12 protein-coding genes are annotated in these 15,224 nt (G+C 75.2%); 8 read left to right on the top strand and 4 right to left on the bottom strand.

Annotated features, from left to right (window positions below):
* Nucleotides 1–9: 9 nt before the first annotated feature.
* A complete protein-coding gene (locus MNY62_RS05680; protein WP_242343139.1) occupies nucleotides 10–414 on the bottom strand; it encodes an HPF/RaiA family ribosome-associated protein in 405 nt (134 codons plus the stop codon).
* Nucleotides 415–648: 234 nt separating this feature from the next.
* On the opposite strand from MNY62_RS05680, the gene MNY62_RS05675 reads away from it, so the two are divergent.
* Entirely contained in the window at nucleotides 649–1,857 is a 1,209-nt protein-coding gene (locus MNY62_RS05675; RefSeq protein WP_242343138.1) for an alanyl-tRNA editing protein, read from the top strand.
* Here the strand turns inward: MNY62_RS05675 and MNY62_RS05670 are convergent.
* On the bottom strand, nucleotides 1,844–2,161 hold the full coding sequence (locus tag MNY62_RS05670) for a Smr/MutS family protein (RefSeq protein ID WP_242343137.1): 318 nt from the start codon (nucleotides 2,159–2,161) through the stop codon (nucleotides 1,844–1,846). The genes MNY62_RS05675 and MNY62_RS05670 overlap by 14 nt on opposite strands.
* Nucleotides 2,162–2,190: 29 nt before the next feature.
* Here MNY62_RS05670 and MNY62_RS05665 point away from each other — a divergent pair, with 29 nt between their 5' ends.
* On the top strand, nucleotides 2,191–3,018 hold the full coding sequence (locus tag MNY62_RS05665) for a phosphatase PAP2 family protein (protein WP_242343136.1): 828 nt from the start codon (nucleotides 2,191–2,193) through the stop codon (nucleotides 3,016–3,018).
* Nucleotides 3,019–3,097: 79 nt separating this feature from the next.
* On the opposite strand, the gene MNY62_RS05660 is transcribed toward MNY62_RS05665, so the two are convergent.
* Nucleotides 3,098–5,518 (bottom strand): hybrid sensor histidine kinase/response regulator, encoded by a 2,421-nt coding sequence (locus MNY62_RS05660; RefSeq protein WP_242343135.1) that lies wholly within the window; start codon nucleotides 5,516–5,518, stop codon nucleotides 3,098–3,100.
* A gap of 147 nt (nucleotides 5,519–5,665) precedes the next feature.
* Nucleotides 5,666–6,037: an ArsC/Spx/MgsR family protein gene (locus MNY62_RS05655; protein ID WP_242343134.1), complete on the bottom strand. Its 372-nt coding sequence runs from the start codon at nucleotides 6,035–6,037 to the stop codon at nucleotides 5,666–5,668.
* Between the two features lie 22 nt (nucleotides 6,038–6,059).
* Here MNY62_RS05655 and MNY62_RS05650 point away from each other — a divergent pair, with 22 nt between their 5' ends.
* From MNY62_RS05650 to purL, 6 genes are all read left to right on the top strand, one after another.
* The gene (locus MNY62_RS05650; RefSeq protein WP_242343133.1) at nucleotides 6,060–7,937 is read left to right on the top strand and encodes an AAA domain-containing protein; all 1,878 of its coding nucleotides are present in this window, start codon (nucleotides 6,060–6,062) and stop codon (nucleotides 7,935–7,937) included.
* 143 nt (nucleotides 7,938–8,080) lie between these two features.
* Nucleotides 8,081–9,571 carry a sensor histidine kinase gene (locus MNY62_RS05645; RefSeq protein WP_242343132.1) on the top strand — a complete coding sequence of 497 codons (1,491 nt, stop codon included), beginning with the start codon at nucleotides 8,081–8,083 and terminating at the stop codon, nucleotides 9,569–9,571.
* 86 nt (nucleotides 9,572–9,657) lie between these two features.
* The gene (locus tag MNY62_RS05640) at nucleotides 9,658–10,458 is read left to right on the top strand and encodes a ribonuclease H-like domain-containing protein (protein ID WP_242343131.1); all 801 of its coding nucleotides are present in this window, start codon (nucleotides 9,658–9,660) and stop codon (nucleotides 10,456–10,458) included.
* A gap of 95 nt (nucleotides 10,459–10,553) precedes the next feature.
* Complete coding sequence (locus MNY62_RS05635; protein WP_242343130.1) at nucleotides 10,554–11,546, top strand: MBL fold metallo-hydrolase; 993 nt, start codon at nucleotides 10,554–10,556, stop codon at nucleotides 11,544–11,546.
* A gap of 251 nt (nucleotides 11,547–11,797) precedes the next feature.
* Nucleotides 11,798–12,619, top strand: coding sequence for a GIN domain-containing protein (locus tag MNY62_RS05630; RefSeq protein WP_242343129.1), 822 nt, complete (start codon nucleotides 11,798–11,800; stop codon nucleotides 12,617–12,619).
* A gap of 224 nt (nucleotides 12,620–12,843) precedes the next feature.
* On the top strand, nucleotides 12,844–15,147 hold the full coding sequence (purL, locus tag MNY62_RS05625; RefSeq protein ID WP_242343128.1) for a phosphoribosylformylglycinamidine synthase subunit PurL: 2,304 nt from the start codon (nucleotides 12,844–12,846) through the stop codon (nucleotides 15,145–15,147).
* Nucleotides 15,148–15,224 lie beyond the last annotated feature (77 nt).

The following is a 15,224-nucleotide window of genomic DNA, read 5'->3' as shown; positions in this document are numbered from 1 at the left end:
AGGCGTGCCTCACAGCGCAGCTGGATCGCCGTCGGGCGTGACCCCCTGGCGCGTGGAGCGCTCGCGCCAGGTGCGCCCGAGCGGCCGGTGCATCGGCTTCCGGGACGTCGCGCGCATGCGGTCGACCTGCTTCCTCACGTGGCGCTTCAGCCGCTCGGAGGCGTCGAGGAGCGCCTTGTAGAGATCCTCCTGCACGCTCTCGACGTGGATCGTGCGCGCGCCCGGCATCCGGAAGGAGAGGCGGCAGGCCTGGTCCACGCCGCCCTTCTTCGGTCGGGAGTCGTCGAAGTGCACGGAGAGCTCCGCGGCCTGGTCGTCGTACACGCGCGCGAGCGGGCGCGTGACGTGCTTGGCGATGAAGGTCGTGACGTCCTTCGGGAGCGAGAGGTGGTTCGCGTGGATGGAGAGCTTCATGCCGATACGATGGCCATTGATTGATTGATCACACCGGGGGCTGCGCCCCCGCCCCGTGGCCGCCGTCGTCGGGGCCCCACCCCTGCTCGGCGGGGCCCGTGAACGGTCGCGCCCGCTTCGCGGGTTCGCGACCGTTCCCCGCCGGAGGGGCTTCGCCCCTCCCGCGCTTCGCGCGGGGCCCTCCCACGGTGTGCGCCCCCGCCCCGAGGACGGGCCGCAGGTTAGACTCCGGCCGTGACCCACCGGCTCTATCTCTCCGACAGCGGCCTCCTGGAGTTCGAGGCGACCGTCACCGCGGCTCGCGAGCTGTCCGGACGCACCGCGGTCCTCCTCGACCGGACGGCCTTCTACCCCGAGGGCGGCGGCCAGCCCGCCGACCATGGCACCATCGCCGGCGTGCCCGTGGTGGACGTGCAGGACGACGGCGGCGAGATCCTCCACGTCCTCGACGGGCCGGCGCCCGCGGGCCAGGTCGCCTGCCGGGTCGACGGGGCGCGCCGGCGGGACCACGTGCAGCAGCACCACGGCCAGCACCTCCTCTCGGCCGCCTTCGAGGCGACGCGGAGCGCGCGCACGCTCTCCTTCCACCTCGGCGAGATCACCTGCACGATCGACCTCGACGCTCCCGCCGCCACGCTCGGCGACGACGCGCTGCGCGCGGTCGAGGCGGCCGCGAACGACCTCGTCTTCCGCGACCTGCCGGTCGTGGCGCGGGAGCTCTCGGCGGAGGAGCTCGCGGCGCTGCCGCTGCGCAAGGCGCCGACCAAGGGCGCGCGGGTCGTCGTCGTCTCCGATCCCGGCGCCGCCGGAGTGGGCGTGGTGGACGCCTCGCCGTGCGGCGGGACGCACCCGCGCCGCACGGGAGAGGTCGGCGCGATCGCCGTGCTCGGCGCGCAGAAGTGGGGAGCAGGATCGCGCGTCGAGTTCGTCTGCGGCGGGCGCGTCGTCGCCGCGCTCGCGCAGGCGCGGAGCCGGCTCGGCGAGGCGGCGCGCGCGCTCCGCTGCGCCCCGGCGGAGCTTCCGGCCGTGGCCGCGCGCGCGGCGGAGGACGGGGCGGCGCGGCGCAAGGAGGTGGAGCGGCTCCTTCTCGCGCTCGCCGCGGTCGAGGCGGAGCGGCTCGCCGGGCAGGGCGGCGGGGCGGTGCGGGCCGTGGTCGTCCCGCCCGCGCCGGGCGCCGCCGCGTTCGTGAAGGCCGTCGCCGCTGCGCTCGCCGCGCGCGGTCGGGTGGCGCTCGTCGGCGCCGTCGAGGATGGGCGCGCCCACCTCGCCTTCGCGCGGCCCAGGGGCGAAGGTCCGCACCTCGGGGAGCTCGTCCGGGCCGCGGCGGTGGCGCTCTCCGGAAAGGGCGGCGGCGCCCCCGATCTCGCGCAGGGGAGCGGCCCGGACGCCTCCCGCCTCGAGGCGGCGCTGGCCGAGGCCGAGGCCGCGCTCACCCGCTCCTGAGCGACACGAGCGTCGCACCCCAGCCGCCCGCGCCCTCATCGGCCGCGCGGAACGCGGCGACCGCCGGATGCCTCGAGAGGATCCCCTCCACGGTGCGGCGAAGCGCGCCGGTGCCCTTTCCGTGAACGATGCGTAGCTCGAGGATCCCGGCTGCACGGCACGCCTCGATCCACTCGGGGACGAGCTCGCCGATCTCGGAGGGCCGGAACGCGTGCAGATCGAGCGTCCCGTCGATGGGGAGCGGCACCGGATCGGGGGAGGGCGGATCGCCGGGCGGTCCGCCGCCATGGGGCGGAAGCGGCATGGGGATCCGGGGGATGATAGCTTGCGCGCATGCTCGCCGCCCGCGCCGCCGCCCTCGCGCTCGCCGCCGCCCTCGCGCTCGCCGCCGCCGTCGCCGCGCCGCTCCCCGCCCACGCCGCTCCGCACGCACTCCATTACGATCTCGCCCTCGACGTCCCGCTCACCGCCGGGGCGAGCGTCATCTGGTTCGGGACGGAGCTCGCGAAGTCTCAGCTCGCGCCCACCACCTGCCGCTGGTGCGATCCGCCCGCGTTCGATCGTGAGGCGCGGAAGCTCCTCGTGTGGGGGTACGGCCAGCAGGCCCGCACCGCCTCGGACGTGCTCGCGTTCGGGGTGGTGCCGGCGGCGGCGCTCGCGCAGTTCGCGCTCGTCGCGGACTCCCGGCGCGACGCGCTCCTCGACGCGCTCTTCGTCGTGGAGGCGGTGGCGCTCGCCGCGGACGTGAACCAGATCGTGAAGCTGTCGGTGGGGCGCGAACGGCCGTTCGTGCGCTACGGGAACTACCCCGAGCCCGTCCACAAGCCCGACCCGGACGACCAGCTCTCCTTCTACTCAGGCCACTCGTCGCTCGCGTTCTCGTTCGCTGCCGCGGCGGGGACGGTCTCGAGCCTGCGCGGCTACCGGAGCGCACCGTGGGTGTGGGGCGTCGGGATGGCGCTCGCGACGAGCGTCGCGTACTTCCGGGTCGCCGCCGACAAGCACTACCTCTCCGACGTCCTCACGGGCGCCGCCGTCGGAACCGCGATCGGGGTCGCCGCCCCGCGGCTCCTCCACCCGCGCGAGCGCGAGTCGGAGGCCGGCGCCCCCCAGCGCGTCGCGCTCGTGCCGCTGCCCCTCGGCGTGCGGGTGGTGTTCTGATCTGACCGGGGCCGCGCCCCCGCCCCTGCTCGCCGGGTCTCGCGCGCCACCGCGGGCGGCTTCGCTCGCCCGTGCGCGCTCAGCGGGCGGCCGCCGCGCCCGCACCTTCGAGGAGGCGCGCGAGCGCCGCGCGGAGCGTCTCGAGCTCGAACGGCTTCTCGAGGCAGTCGACGCCGGACCCGTCGAGGAAGACGCGGGCGGACGTCGTGAACGCGCCGCCGGTGAGGAAGAGCATGCGCCCCGCGTGCGGATCGTGCGCCGCGACGAGCGCGCGGTGCAGGTCCATCCCGCTCATCTCCGGCATGAGGAGGTCGCAGAGGATGGCGTCGAAGCGCTCGCCGCGCCCGAGCCGCTCGAGCGCCTCGCGCGCCCTCCCGGCGACGACCACGTCGTGGTCGGCCTGCAGCGTGCGCTGGAGCACCGTCGCGACGAGCGGCTCGTCGTCCACGACCAGGATCTGCGCCCGGGGACGGGCCGCCCGCGCCGTCGTCGCCGCGCCGGACGCCCCCGCCGCCGCGCGCGCGCAGGGCAGGACGACGCGGAAGGACGCGCCTGCGCCGGGCGTGCTCTCGACCTCGAGCGCGCCGCCGAGCCGGGTCACGATCCCGTGGCAGATGGAGAGGCCGAGGCCGGTGCCGACGCCCGGCGGCTTCGTCGTGAAGAACGGGTCGAAGACGCGCTGGAGGTTCTCCGCCGCGATCCCGCAGCCCGTGTCGCGCACCTCCGCCGCCACGCGGCCATCGGGCAGCGCCCGGGTGACGACGCGGATCTCGTTCCGCTCGGGCGCGCCCTCCGCGATCGCCTGCGCCGCGTTGACGAGCAGGTTCAGGAACACCTGCCCGAGCCGGGCGGCGTTGCCGTGGACCGGTGGCACGGGCGCGAGGTCGAGGGTGAGCCGCGCCCGCCGCCGGATCTCCGGGCGCGCCATGTTGATGCAGGACGCGATCACCGGCGCGAGGTCCACCGGCCCGGAGCGGTCGTCCTCGCCGCGCGAGAAGGTGCGCAGGTCGCGGACGATCACGCGCATGCGCTGCGCGCCGTCGCGCGCCTCGCGCACCGCGTCCCCGAGCTGATGCGCGAGGTCCGCGTCGGACGGGGCGGGCGGCGCGCCGGTGAGGAGGCGCTCGACGCGCTCGAGCCGGTCGGAGAGGAACGCCAGGTTCGCGCTCACGTAGGCGAGCGGGTTGTTGAGCTCGTGCGCGACGCCGGCGGCGAGCGTCCCCACCGAGGCGAGGCGATCCGCAAGCGCGAGCCGCGCGTGGAGGAGTCGCGTCTCGGTGACGTCGCGCAGCGCGACGAGGGCGCGCCCGGGGAGGATGCCCGTCGTGACGGTGACCTCGACCTGGCGCCGGCGCCCGCCGCCCTCGAGCTCCGCCTCTCCGCGGTCGCCGCCCTTCGCGAGGAGCGCGCGCCAGCCGCCGGCACCCGCCCCGTCCGTCGCGAGCGCCGCGACCTCGTCGAGCGGCCGTCCCGCGAGCCCAGCGCGCGTCGCGCCGAGCAGGGCGCAGGTGGCGGCGTTCGCGTCCACGATCGCCGCGCCGTCGTCGACGATGAGCATCGGGTCGCGCGCGCCGTCGAAGACGGCGCGGAGCTGGCGCTCGCGCGCGATGAGCTCCTGCTCCGCGTCGGACCGGGCGAGCGCCGAGGCGAGGACGCTCGCCGCGGCGGTGAGGAAGCGCTCGTCGTCGAGCGAGAACGCCCGCGGGCCCCGCGCGTACGCCCCGAGCAAGCGCACCGGCCCGTCGCGGCCCGGAAGCGCCACCTCCAGCGCCGCGGCGAAGCCGAGCGGGGCGAGGTGGCCGCCCGGCCCGCCCGGCGGATCTGCCGGAGGCAGCCTCGCGTGCCGGAGGTCGCCGGCGAGCCGCGCCGCGGAGAGGATCGTCGCGCCGGCCGGTCCCGCCTCGATCACCGCGGCCGCGTCGAGCGCGAGGAGCCCCGCCGTCGTCGCGCAGACCGCGTGCAGGAGCGGCGCGACGCTCTCGGCGTTCATGGCGAGCTCACCGAAGGTCGCGAGCGCCGCCTCGTGCCGGACGCCCGCGCGCAGCTCGTTCTCGTCGCGCTTGCGGCGGGTGATGTCGTGGAAGACCACCACCCGGCCCGCCGGGACGCCGTCGTGACCGAGCGTCGGCGCGACGTGCCGCTCGAGGACGCGGCCGTCGCGGAGCACGATCTCGTCGACGTGGGCCGCGGCGGGATCGCGAAGGCTCGAGCACTCGAGCTCGCCGGACGCGCGGCCCTTCAAGGCATGGAGCAGCGCCTGGCGGGCCGCCGCCGTGTTCCCGAGCTCGCGGACCTCGGCGCGCTCGGTGGCGGGGATCCCCCACAGCTCGAAGAGCCGCTCGTTCGCCGCGAGCAGGCGCCCATCGGCGGCAGTGATGAGGAAGCCGTCCGGCGAGGCCGCGGACAGCGCGTCGAACAGCGTGGCCGGGCTGCCCGTGAACAGGTCCGGCGCGCGCGCGACGGGGAGAATCCGGACGTTGGAGGGGAGCGGGTCGGTCACCGACCCGGCTGGGATGCATGAACCGGTGCGCTTCGGAGCCGAGGTGCGCCGACGAAATGCTCAACGACTTCCGAAGACTTCACGCACAGCCGTGCGACATTGACAGAGGTGTAGGAGGACCCGGGTGCGCTGAGCCTCGCTGCCGGTTCACCCCCCGCGGGAGTCCGGGGGGAAGAGCTCCCCGATCCGCTCCGGCGGCCGGGCCACCAGCGCCCGTCCGCCGGAGATCACGATCGGGCGGTCGAGGATGCGCGGGTGCTGGGAGAGGGCGCGGAGGAGCTCCTCCGCCGGCGTTCGCTCCGACAGGCGGAGGGCCTGGTACTCGTCGGCGTCCGCGCGCGCGAGCGCGTGCGGCGGTGCGCCGAGCAGCGCGAGCAGCGCGCCGAGCTCCGCGACCGTCGGCGGCTCCTCGAGGAAGCGGCGGAGCTCGGGCTCGACGCCCCGCGCGCGGAGGAGCTCCAGGACCCGGCGGCTCGCCGAGCAGCGCGGGTCGAACCAGAGGACGCAGTCGGCGGGCATCGCGGCGGATAATAGGAGAGCCTTGGATCTCGTGCACCACCTCGACCACCTGTCCTCCCTCCTCGCGGCCGAGCGCGAGGAGGAGCGCGCTCGCCTCGACGACGCCCGCCGCCGGCTCGCCCTCGCGGAGCGGGAGGCGCGCGGGCTCGCCCTCGCGGACGTGGAGGCCATCGAGGAGGCGGCGCTCGCCGGGCGAGCGCTCGTCACCTACGCGCGCCCCGGGGGGCGCCCGCTCGGCGGCGCGCGGGTGGGCGTCGGCAGCCTGGTCTCGGTCACCCTACGCCGGGAGGAGCGGACCGACGCGCCGCGCGGCGTGGTGGCGCGGCGGACGCGCGCGTCGCTCGCCGTGGCGTTCGACGAGCCGCCGCCCGACTGGGCGACGGACGGCCGAGTGGTGCTGGAGCTCGAGCCCTCGCCGGTCACCTGGGAGCGGCTCGCCGGCGGCCTCGCGCGCCTGCGGGACGATCCGGCCGGGCGGCGCTGGCACGGCGTGCTCTCCGGGACGCCCCCACGGTTCGAGCGCGCCGCGCGCGGACCGGTCCTGCCCGGCCCGCTCAACGCGGAGCAGGCGTCGGCGCTCGACCTCGCCGACCGCGCGGTCGATCTGGCCCTCGTCCACGGTCCGCCCGGGACCGGGAAGACGACCGTGCTCGTGGAGGTGATCCGGCGCGCCGTGGCTCGCGGCGAGAAGGTACTCGCCACCGCGCCCTCCAACCTCGCGGTCGACAACCTCGTCGAGCGGCTCGCGGCCGCCGGCCTCGCCTGCGTGAGGGTCGGACATCCGGCGCGGGTGCTCCCGGCCGTGCTCGCCCACACGCTGGAGGCGCAGGCGGAGGCCCACGAGGCCGCGCGCATCGCGAGGGGGCTCGTGGAGGAGGCGATCGCGCTCAGGCGCTCGGCGGCGAAGCGGCGCCAGCAGCGCGGTCCCGGCCGCTACAGCGCCTCGCGCGAGAGGGAGCGCGACGCGCGCGCGCTCTTCGCGGAGGCGCGCTCGCTCGAGGCGCGAGCCGAGGCCGAGGTGCTCGATCGCGCCGACGTGGTGCTCGCGACCTTGACCGGGCTCGACGCCCCGGCGCTGGCCCGCCGGAGGTTCCCGCTCGCCGTCGCGGACGAGGCCACACAGGCGGTGGAACCCGCCCTGTACCTCGCGTTGCTCCGGGCCGAGCGGGCGGTCCTCGCCGGCGATCACCTCCAGCTCCCGCCGACGGTGCTCTCGGCGGCGGCCCAGGCGGGCGGGCTCGGCGTCTCGCTGTTCGAGCGGCTCGTCGCGCTGCACGGCGACGCGATCAAGGTCACGCTCGCCGAGCAGCACCGGATGAACGCGCGCATCATGGCGTTCCCGTCCGAGGCCCTCTACGGCGGGGCGCTGCGCGCGCACCCTGCCGTCGCCGAGCGCGCCATCGACGGCGCGCCGCTCGAGGTGGTGGACACCTCCGGGCGCGGCTTCGAGGAGGAGACGCCTGAAGGCTCCGACTCGAAGCAGAACGCGGGCGAGGCGGCGCTCGTCGCCGCCGAGGTGGAGGCGCTCCTCGCGCAGGGGCTCGATCCCTCCGAGGTGGCGGTGATCTCGCCGTACGATGCCCAGGTGCAGCGCCTCCGTCAGCTCCTCGCGGTCCACCTCGATCGCGGGCTCGAGGTGGACACGGTCGACGGCTTCCAGGGCCGCGAGAAGGACGCGGTCGTGGTCTCCCTCGTGCGGGCGAACGAGACCGGCGAGGTCGGCTTTCTCGCGGACGTGCGCCGCATGAACGTGGCGCTCACCCGCGCGCGCGTGAAGCTGGTCGTGGTCGGTGACGGCGCGACCGTGGCGCGGCACCCGTTCTACGCACGGTTCCTGTCGCACGCAGAGGCGAGCGGCGCGTGGCGCAGCGCCTGGGAGCGGGCGCACGAATTGCCGTGAACGCGTGCACGATTTGCCGCAAATGCGCGCTCCGCCGCACTCCGCAGGGGGCCGCGTCAACCTCGACCCGCCGCCATAGGTTCGGTTTCGGCGGGGGCCAAGGCACGATGGGTACAACGGGCGAGAACTCGGAGCGTCGGCTCGTGCCGGCGCCCGGGGATGTCCTTCGCGGCACCAACGGGATCAGCGTCGCGATGCTCGACGCGGTGTTCGACGCCTCGCCGGTCGCGCTCGTGCTCCTCGTCGGGCCCGAGCTCGTCGTCGATCACGTGAACGCCGCGTGCCGCGCGCTCACCCGCCCCGACGTCGATCCCGTCGGCCAGCGCTTCGCAGACGTCTGGCCCACCGGCGATCCCGTCGTCGTGCCGGCGCTCACCAACGTCCTCGCGACCGGCGCCGGTCTCAGCGTCGACGACTACATCGTGCCGGCCGCGGGGCGGTCCCGGCGCTTCTCCGTCCAGGTGAAGCGCGTCCCGTGGCGCCGGGGGCTCGCCCTCCTCCTCGCGGCCTGGGAGACCTCCGACACGTGGGAGGCCCGGCGCGCCGCCGAGGCCGCGGCGGACGCCGCGCTCCGGCGCGCCGCCGAGCTCGACGCGGCCGTGGACGCGATCGCCGACGGCCTCGTCCTCTACGGCCGCGGCGGCGAGATCCTCCGCATGAACGAGACCGCGAAGCGGATGCTCGGCTACGCGCCCGAGGAGGCCGTCTCGTCGCTCGCGGAGCGGTTCGAGGCGATGCGCGTCTTCCTGCCCGACGGCAGTCTCATGCGCCTCGAGGAGACGCCCATCGCGCGCGCGCTGCGAGGCGAGACGGTCTCGAGCGCGCACGTTCGCGTCGAGTACCAGGGCCGGTCGCTCTGGGTCCTCGCGAGCGCCGCCCCCGTGCGCGGCGCAGACGGCGCCATCGTCGGCGCGGTGCTCACCTTCTCCGACGAGACCGCGCTGCACGAGATGGAGCAGGCGCGCGACGACCTCGTGCGGATGATCTCGCACGACCTGCGGACGCCGCTGAACGCGGTCTACAACCAGGCCCATCTGCTCCGGCGTCACCCGGACGACGCCGCGCGGGTCGAGGCGCGGACGAACGTGATCCTGAAGAGCTGCGAGCGGATGAGCGCGATGATCCAGGACCTCGTCGAGGCGACCCTGCTCGAGGACCGGCAGCTGCGCCTCTCCCTCGAGCCCGTGGACCTCGGCGAGCTCGTGCCGGAGCTCCTCGAGCGCTTCCGCGGCGCCCTCGACACGGATCGGGTGAAGCTCGTCGTCCACCCGGACGTCCCGCGCGCCCTCGCCGATCCGGAGCGGGTCGAGCGCATCGTCGTGAACCTCCTCACGAACGCGCTCAAGTACTCGCCGCCGCAGGGAGACGTCACGCTGGAGGTGGCGGCGAATCCGGAAGGGGTCGCGCTCGTGGTGACGGACCGCGGTGTCGGGATCGCGCCGGAGGACATGCCGCACGTCTTCGAGCGCTTCTTCCGCGCGCGCGGCGCTCGCCAGCCGGAGGGGCTCGGGCTCGGGCTCTACATCACCCGCCTCCTCGTGCAGGCCCATGGCGGCCGCGTCGACGTGTCGAGCCAGCTCGGCCAGGGCAGCACCTTCCGCGTGATCCTCCCCGCGGCGGTCGCTTTGCACTGACCTCGCCTCCGCGCGTAAGCTCCCCACCGCTTCGTTCCCGCCGCGCGCGGGGCGCCGGCTCACTCGAACTTCTCGGACGGACCCGCTTGATCCGCAGCACCTTCCGCCTCGCGCCCGGCGTCGGCCCCTGGCTCGAGTCGAAGCTCTGGGCGAAAGGCGTGCGCACCTGGGACGACTTCCCCGCGCCGCCCGCAGTCGCGCTCTCCGCCCGCACCGACGCGCGCCTGCGCGACGCCCTCGCCGTCGCGCGCGCCGCGCTCGAGCGCGGCGACGCGGAGACCCTCGCCGCGATGCTCCCGCGCAACGAGCGCTGGCGGCTCTACGCCTCGTTCGCCGCCGACGCGGCGTTCCTCGACATCGAGACGGACGGCGAGGCGGTCACCGCCGTCGGGATCCTCGATCGCCGCGGCCCGCGCGTCTTCCTCGCCGGCCGCGATCTCGACGCGTTCCCGGACGCGACGGCGGACTGGAAGCTCCTCGTTACCTTCAATGGCCTCTCCTTCGACGTGCCCATCCTGCGGAGCGCCTTCCCCGGCTGGCGCCCGCCGCGCGCGCACGTGGACCTCCGTCACCTCTGGGCGCGGCTCGGTCACAAGGGCGGCCTGAAGCTCCTCGAGAAGGAGACCGGCGTCGGTCGGGCCGCGAACCTCGACGGCGTCGACGGGCGCGACGCGATCCGGCTCTGGCGCCTCCACCTCCGCGGCGACGCGACCGCGCTCCGCACCTTCGTCGAGTACAACCTGCACGACGCCGTGAACCTCCGGACGCTCATGGACCTGGGCTACAACCGGATGATCGAGCGACTGCGGCTCCCCGCCTCGCCGGTGCCGGTCTGCGAGCGCGGCGATCACCGCTACGACATGACGAAGCTCCTGCTCGCCTTGTGACCACGGTCCGCGCTGGCGCGCCGCCGTCGCCGCCGTTAACCGACGCGCAGCGCTCCGGAGCGGCCACCCTCCCGTCGCGCGCCCTCGCCATGCCCATGACCGCGTTCGGACAGCCGCACGATCGAGACGGTAGGTTCGTGAACCTCGACGGCTCGCATCCCGCCGGGCTCGCGACGGTCCTGCGCTGGGCGGTCTGGGACCGGCTCACCGGCAGGCGGAGGCGCGCTCCGGACCGGGCCGCCGTCCCGACCGTCGTGGCCGACGTCGCGAGCCTCTCCCGGCCGCCCGCGGAGGGCGAGCCCGCACGGCTCACCTGGCTCGGTCACGCGAGCTTCCTCGTCCAGGTCGACGGCGTGTCGCTCCTCGTCGATCCGGTGCTCCAGCCGGCGATCTTCGGCGGCATCGCCCGGAACGTCCCGCCCGGCGTGCCGCTCGACGGGCTTCCGCCCATCGACGCGCAGCTCGTCACGCACAATCACTACGACCACCTCGATCTCCCCACGCTGCGCGCGGTCGGGGCGCCGGTCGTCGCGGGCCTCGGGCTCGCACGCTGGTTCGGCGCGCGGGGCCTCGCCGCCACCGAGCTCGGCTGGTGGCGCTCGACGCAGGTCGGCTCCGTCCGGGTCACGTTCGTGCCCGCCCACCACTGGAGCCGGCGCGGCCCGCTCGACACCAACGCGACGCTCTGGGGCGGCTTCGTCGTCGAGGGCTCGAACGCCACCGTCTACCACTCGGGCGACAGCGCCTACTTCGCCGGGTTCCGGGAGATCGGCGACCGCTTCCCATCCATCGACGCGGCCCTCCTCCCCATCGGCGCCTACGAGCCCGGCTGGTTCATGCTCCGGCAGCACATGGACCCCGAGCAGGCGCTCCGCGCGTTCGCGGACCTCGGCGCCCGCACCTTCGTCCCGATGCACTGGGGCACGTTCAAGCTCGCCGACGAGCCGCTCGACGAGCCGCCGCGGCGCGTCGAGGCGGAGCGCGTGCGGCGTGACCTCTCGCCGGAGCGGGTGCGTGTGCTCGCGGTGGGCGAGACGCTTCGCGTGGCGCGCTCGCTCGCCGTGCGCGAGCCCGCTGCGCCCCGCTGAGCCGCGTCCCCGCCGTGGCGTGGCGGGCGCATCCCTTGCGCCCGCTGCGCCGGCCGGCCGGCTCGACGCGCGTCCTGCGCCGCACGACGGTCCTTGCGCACGCGCTCCCACCTCGCATGGCGACGTGCGCCCCGCGCTGGAGCGGTTTCTCGCGGGGACGGGCGGAGGAGGAATTCTCCGGCGAGCGAGTTGCAGCTATCCTCGGAGACGGCACGCTCCCGCGCGATGGGAGCCGCCGGGGAGCGTCGATCGTGAACGCAGGCGCGCATCTCCTCGGGATCCCGCAGCCCACCTCCTACGCCCGTGCTCCGAGCGCCGTGCCGGGGCGTGCAGCGGCGGCGCGGCACCGTCGCCACCTCGCGACACCCGCTCGCCGCTCGCCCGCCTGCCGCGCGGCCGCCCTCCTGTCCGCGCTCCTCGCCGGCCTGGTGCTCGCCTGCGACCCGTACGTGAAAGGGAACGGGGTCCTGCGCGAGGAGACGCGCCAGGTCGGCGCGTTCGAGGGGCTCCGCGTCGAGGACGGGATCCAGGCGCAGCTGACGGCCGGCGCGTCCGCCCAGCACGTGACGGTGAGCGGCGACGAGAACCTGCTGCAGCACATCTCGACGGCCGTGAAGGCGGACCCGCTCCACGGCCAGGTGCTGGAGGTCCGCTCCACGCTCTCGTCCTTCGACTCCACCCACCCGATCCGCGTGGTCGTCTCCGTGCCGGTGCTCCGCTTCCTCGCCGCCACCGACGGCTGCTACGTGACGGCGAGCGGTGCCGCGGCCGACGCCTTCGCCGTGGACGCCGACGACGGCGCGGACGTGCGGCTCGGAGGGACGGGCGGCGCCGAGCTCTCGGTCCGGCTCGCCGGGGGCCAGCGAGGCGGTGCGCACCTCGACGCGCGCGAGTACCGCGTCACCGACGCGTCGGTCGACCTCAGCGCCAGCGCGCGGGCCGAGCTGCGCGTGGACCAGCGCGTGACCGGGACGCTGAGCGGCGCGGCCCAGCTCGAGAACGTCGGCGCCGGCGCCTGCGAGGTGACCGCCACGGCCGACGCCACCGTGAGCTGCCTCTCCACCCCTCCCTGAGCCGCGGCGCGGATCTCGCCCGCGCCCCGCTCACGACGTCCGGCCGGCCGCCGTCCGGGCGAGCGCACGCGAGCCGACGGCCTGACGGGGGCTGCGCCCCCGCTCGCCGGGTCCCGTGCGCCACCGCGGGCGGCTTCGCCGCGGTCGCGGGGGCGCCCCGCCGGGCTCGCTTCGCTCGTTGACGGTTTCCGAATCGAGGAGCGCCGTCTAGAATCCGCCGCCTCATGACCGAGAAGATCACGCCGGAAGTGGTGGCCCAGCACGGGCTCACGCAGGCCGAGTACGACGAGGTGAAGCGCCACCTCGGCCGCGAGCCGAACCTGACCGAGCTCGGCGTCTTCTCGGTGATGTGGAGCGAGCACTGCTCGTACAAGTCCTCGCGGGTGCACCTCAAGACGTTCCCCACCTCCGGGCCGCGCGTGCTCCAGGGTCCCGGCGAGAACGCGGGCGTGGTGGACCTCGGCGACGGGCTCGCCGCCGCGTTCAAGATGGAGAGCCACAACCACCCGAGCTACATCGAGCCGTACCAGGGCGCGGCGACCGGCGTGGGCGGCATCCTCCGCGACGTCTTCACCATGGGCGCGCGCCCCATCGCCTCGGCGAACTCCCTGCGCTTCGGCGATCCCAGCCACCCGAAGACCGCCTACCTGCTCGAGGGCGTCGTCGCCGGCATCGGCGGCTACGGCAACTGCATGGGGGTCCCGACGGTGGCGGGCGAGGTGATGTTCCACCCGAGCTACAACGGGAACTGCCTCGTGAACGCGTTCACGCTCGGCATCCTCCCGGCCGACAAGATCTTCCTCGGCACCGCGGCGGGCGTCGGGAACCCCGTCATGTACATCGGCGCCAAGACCGGCCGCGACGGCATCCACGGCGCGACCATGGCCTCCGCCGAGTTCGACGCCTCCACCGAGGAGAAGCGCCCGACCGTGCAGGTCGGCGACCCGTTCATGGAGAAGCTGCTCCTCGAGGCGTGCCTCGAGCTCTTCCAGACGGACGCCGTGGTCGGCATCCAGGACATGGGCGCCGCCGGCTTCACCTCCTCGTCGGTCGAGATGGCCGGCCGCGCCGGCAACGGCCTCGACCTCTTCCTCGACCAGGTGCCGCTCCGCGAGGAGGGCATGACGCCCTACGAGATCCTCCTCTCCGAGTCGCAGGAGCGCATGCTCCTCGTCGCCGCCGAGGGCAAGGAGGACGTGGTCCGCCGCATCTGCACGAAGTGGGACCTCGACGTCGCGGTCGTGGGGCGCGTGACCGACACCGGCCGCTGGCGCGCGCACTGGCAGGGGAAGCTCGTCGCCGATCTCCCGGTGGACCCGCTCACCGAGGGCGCGCCCAAGTACCAGCGCCCGATGACGCCGCACCCGGCGCTCCCGGACCTGCACGCCTTCGACCTCTCGACGCTCCCCGAGCCCGCCGACCTCGGCGACACGCTGCTCCGCCTCCTCGCGCGCCCCACCATCGCGTCGAAGGAGTGGGTCTACCAGCAGTACGACCACATGGTCAGGCTCGTCGGCGCGGTTCGGCCCGGCGGCGACGCGGCGGTGGTGCGGATCGCCACCGGCGACGCGCGCCACGCGAAGAAGGCCATCGCCATCTCCGTCGGCGCGAACGGCCGCTACTGCTTCCTCGACCCGCACCTCGGCGCGCAGCACGCGGTCGCCGAGTGCGCGCGCAACATCGCCTGCGTGGGCGGCGAGCCCATCGCCATCACCGACTGCCTCAACTTCGGCAACCCCGAGAAGCCGGAGATCATGTGGCAGTTCGCGGAGTGCGTGCGCGGCATCGGCGACGCCTGCCGCGCGCTCGGGACGCCGGTCGTCTCCGGCAACGTCTCGCTCTACAACGAGACCGAGGGCCAGGGGATCCTCCCCACGCCCACCATCGGCATGGTCGGCCTCGTCCCGGACGTGGAGAAGACCTGCACGAGCGCGTTCAAGCACGCGGGCGACGTCATCGCCCTCGTCGGCACGCTGCAGGGCGAGGTGGGCGGCTCCGAGTACGTCGCCGCCGAGCACGGCAAGGAGGCGGGGCGCCCGCCCGCGCTCGACCTCGCCAGGGAGAAGGCGGTGCAGGAGACGGTGCGCCGCGCCGTGCGCGAGGGGCTGCTCTCGTCGGCGCACGACTGCTCCGACGGCGGCCTCGCCGTGGCGCTCGCCGAGTGCTGCATGATGCACGGCGTGCCGGCCGGCGCCGAGACGACGCCCTGGATCGGCGCGGCGGTGCGCGTGCCGTTCCCTGCGCGGAAGGACTTCGTGCTGTTCGGCGAGGACGCGAGCCGCATCCTCGTGTCGATGCCGAAGGAGAGCGCGGCCCGCTTCGTCGCGCTCGCCCAGGAGTGCGGCGCGCCGGTGATCCGGCTCGGCGCGGTGGGCGGCGACACGCTCGAGATCCAGGGCGCGCTCTCCGTCCCGGTCGCCGAGCTCGCCAAGGCCTGGCGCGACGGCATCCCCGCCGTGCTGCGGCGCGACGTCGGTCACGCCGCCGCCTCCCTCGTCGCGCGCGAGCCCCAGGAGCCGATCAGCTAGCGCCCCTTGCACTCCGGGTCGCGGGGTCGGGTATGCTGCGACCCCGCGCGGCGATGACCCGCGGCAGGACGCCTGGA

The sequence above is a fragment of the Anaeromyxobacter terrae genome (genome assembly GCF_022690685.1).
In the GTDB taxonomy this organism is placed as follows: Bacteria; Myxococcota; Myxococcia; order Myxococcales; family Anaeromyxobacteraceae; genus Anaeromyxobacter; species Anaeromyxobacter terrae.
The sequence above is the reverse complement of the archived record's forward strand: the minus strand, read 5'-3'. Positions and strand labels throughout refer to the sequence as shown.

Bases quoted from the DNA above. Each gene is read 5' to 3' on its own strand.
- MNY62_RS05635 (WP_242343130.1), top strand. From the start codon at position 10,554: ATGACCGCGTTCGGACAGCCGCACGATCGAGACGGTAGGTTCGTGAAC.
- MNY62_RS05665 (WP_242343136.1), top strand. From the start codon at position 2,191: ATGCTCGCCGCCCGCGCCGCCGCCCTCGCGCTCGCCGCCGCCCTCGCG.
- MNY62_RS05655 (WP_242343134.1), bottom strand. From the start codon at position 6,037: ATGCCCGCCGACTGCGTCCTCTGGTTCGACCCGCGCTGCTCGGCGAGC.
- MNY62_RS05680 (WP_242343139.1), bottom strand. From the start codon at position 414: ATGAAGCTCTCCATCCACGCGAACCACCTCTCGCTCCCGAAGGACGTC.
- purL (WP_242343128.1), top strand. From the start codon at position 12,844: ATGACCGAGAAGATCACGCCGGAAGTGGTGGCCCAGCACGGGCTCACG.
- MNY62_RS05670 (WP_242343137.1), bottom strand. From the start codon at position 2,161: ATGCCGCTTCCGCCCCATGGCGGCGGACCGCCCGGCGATCCGCCCTCC.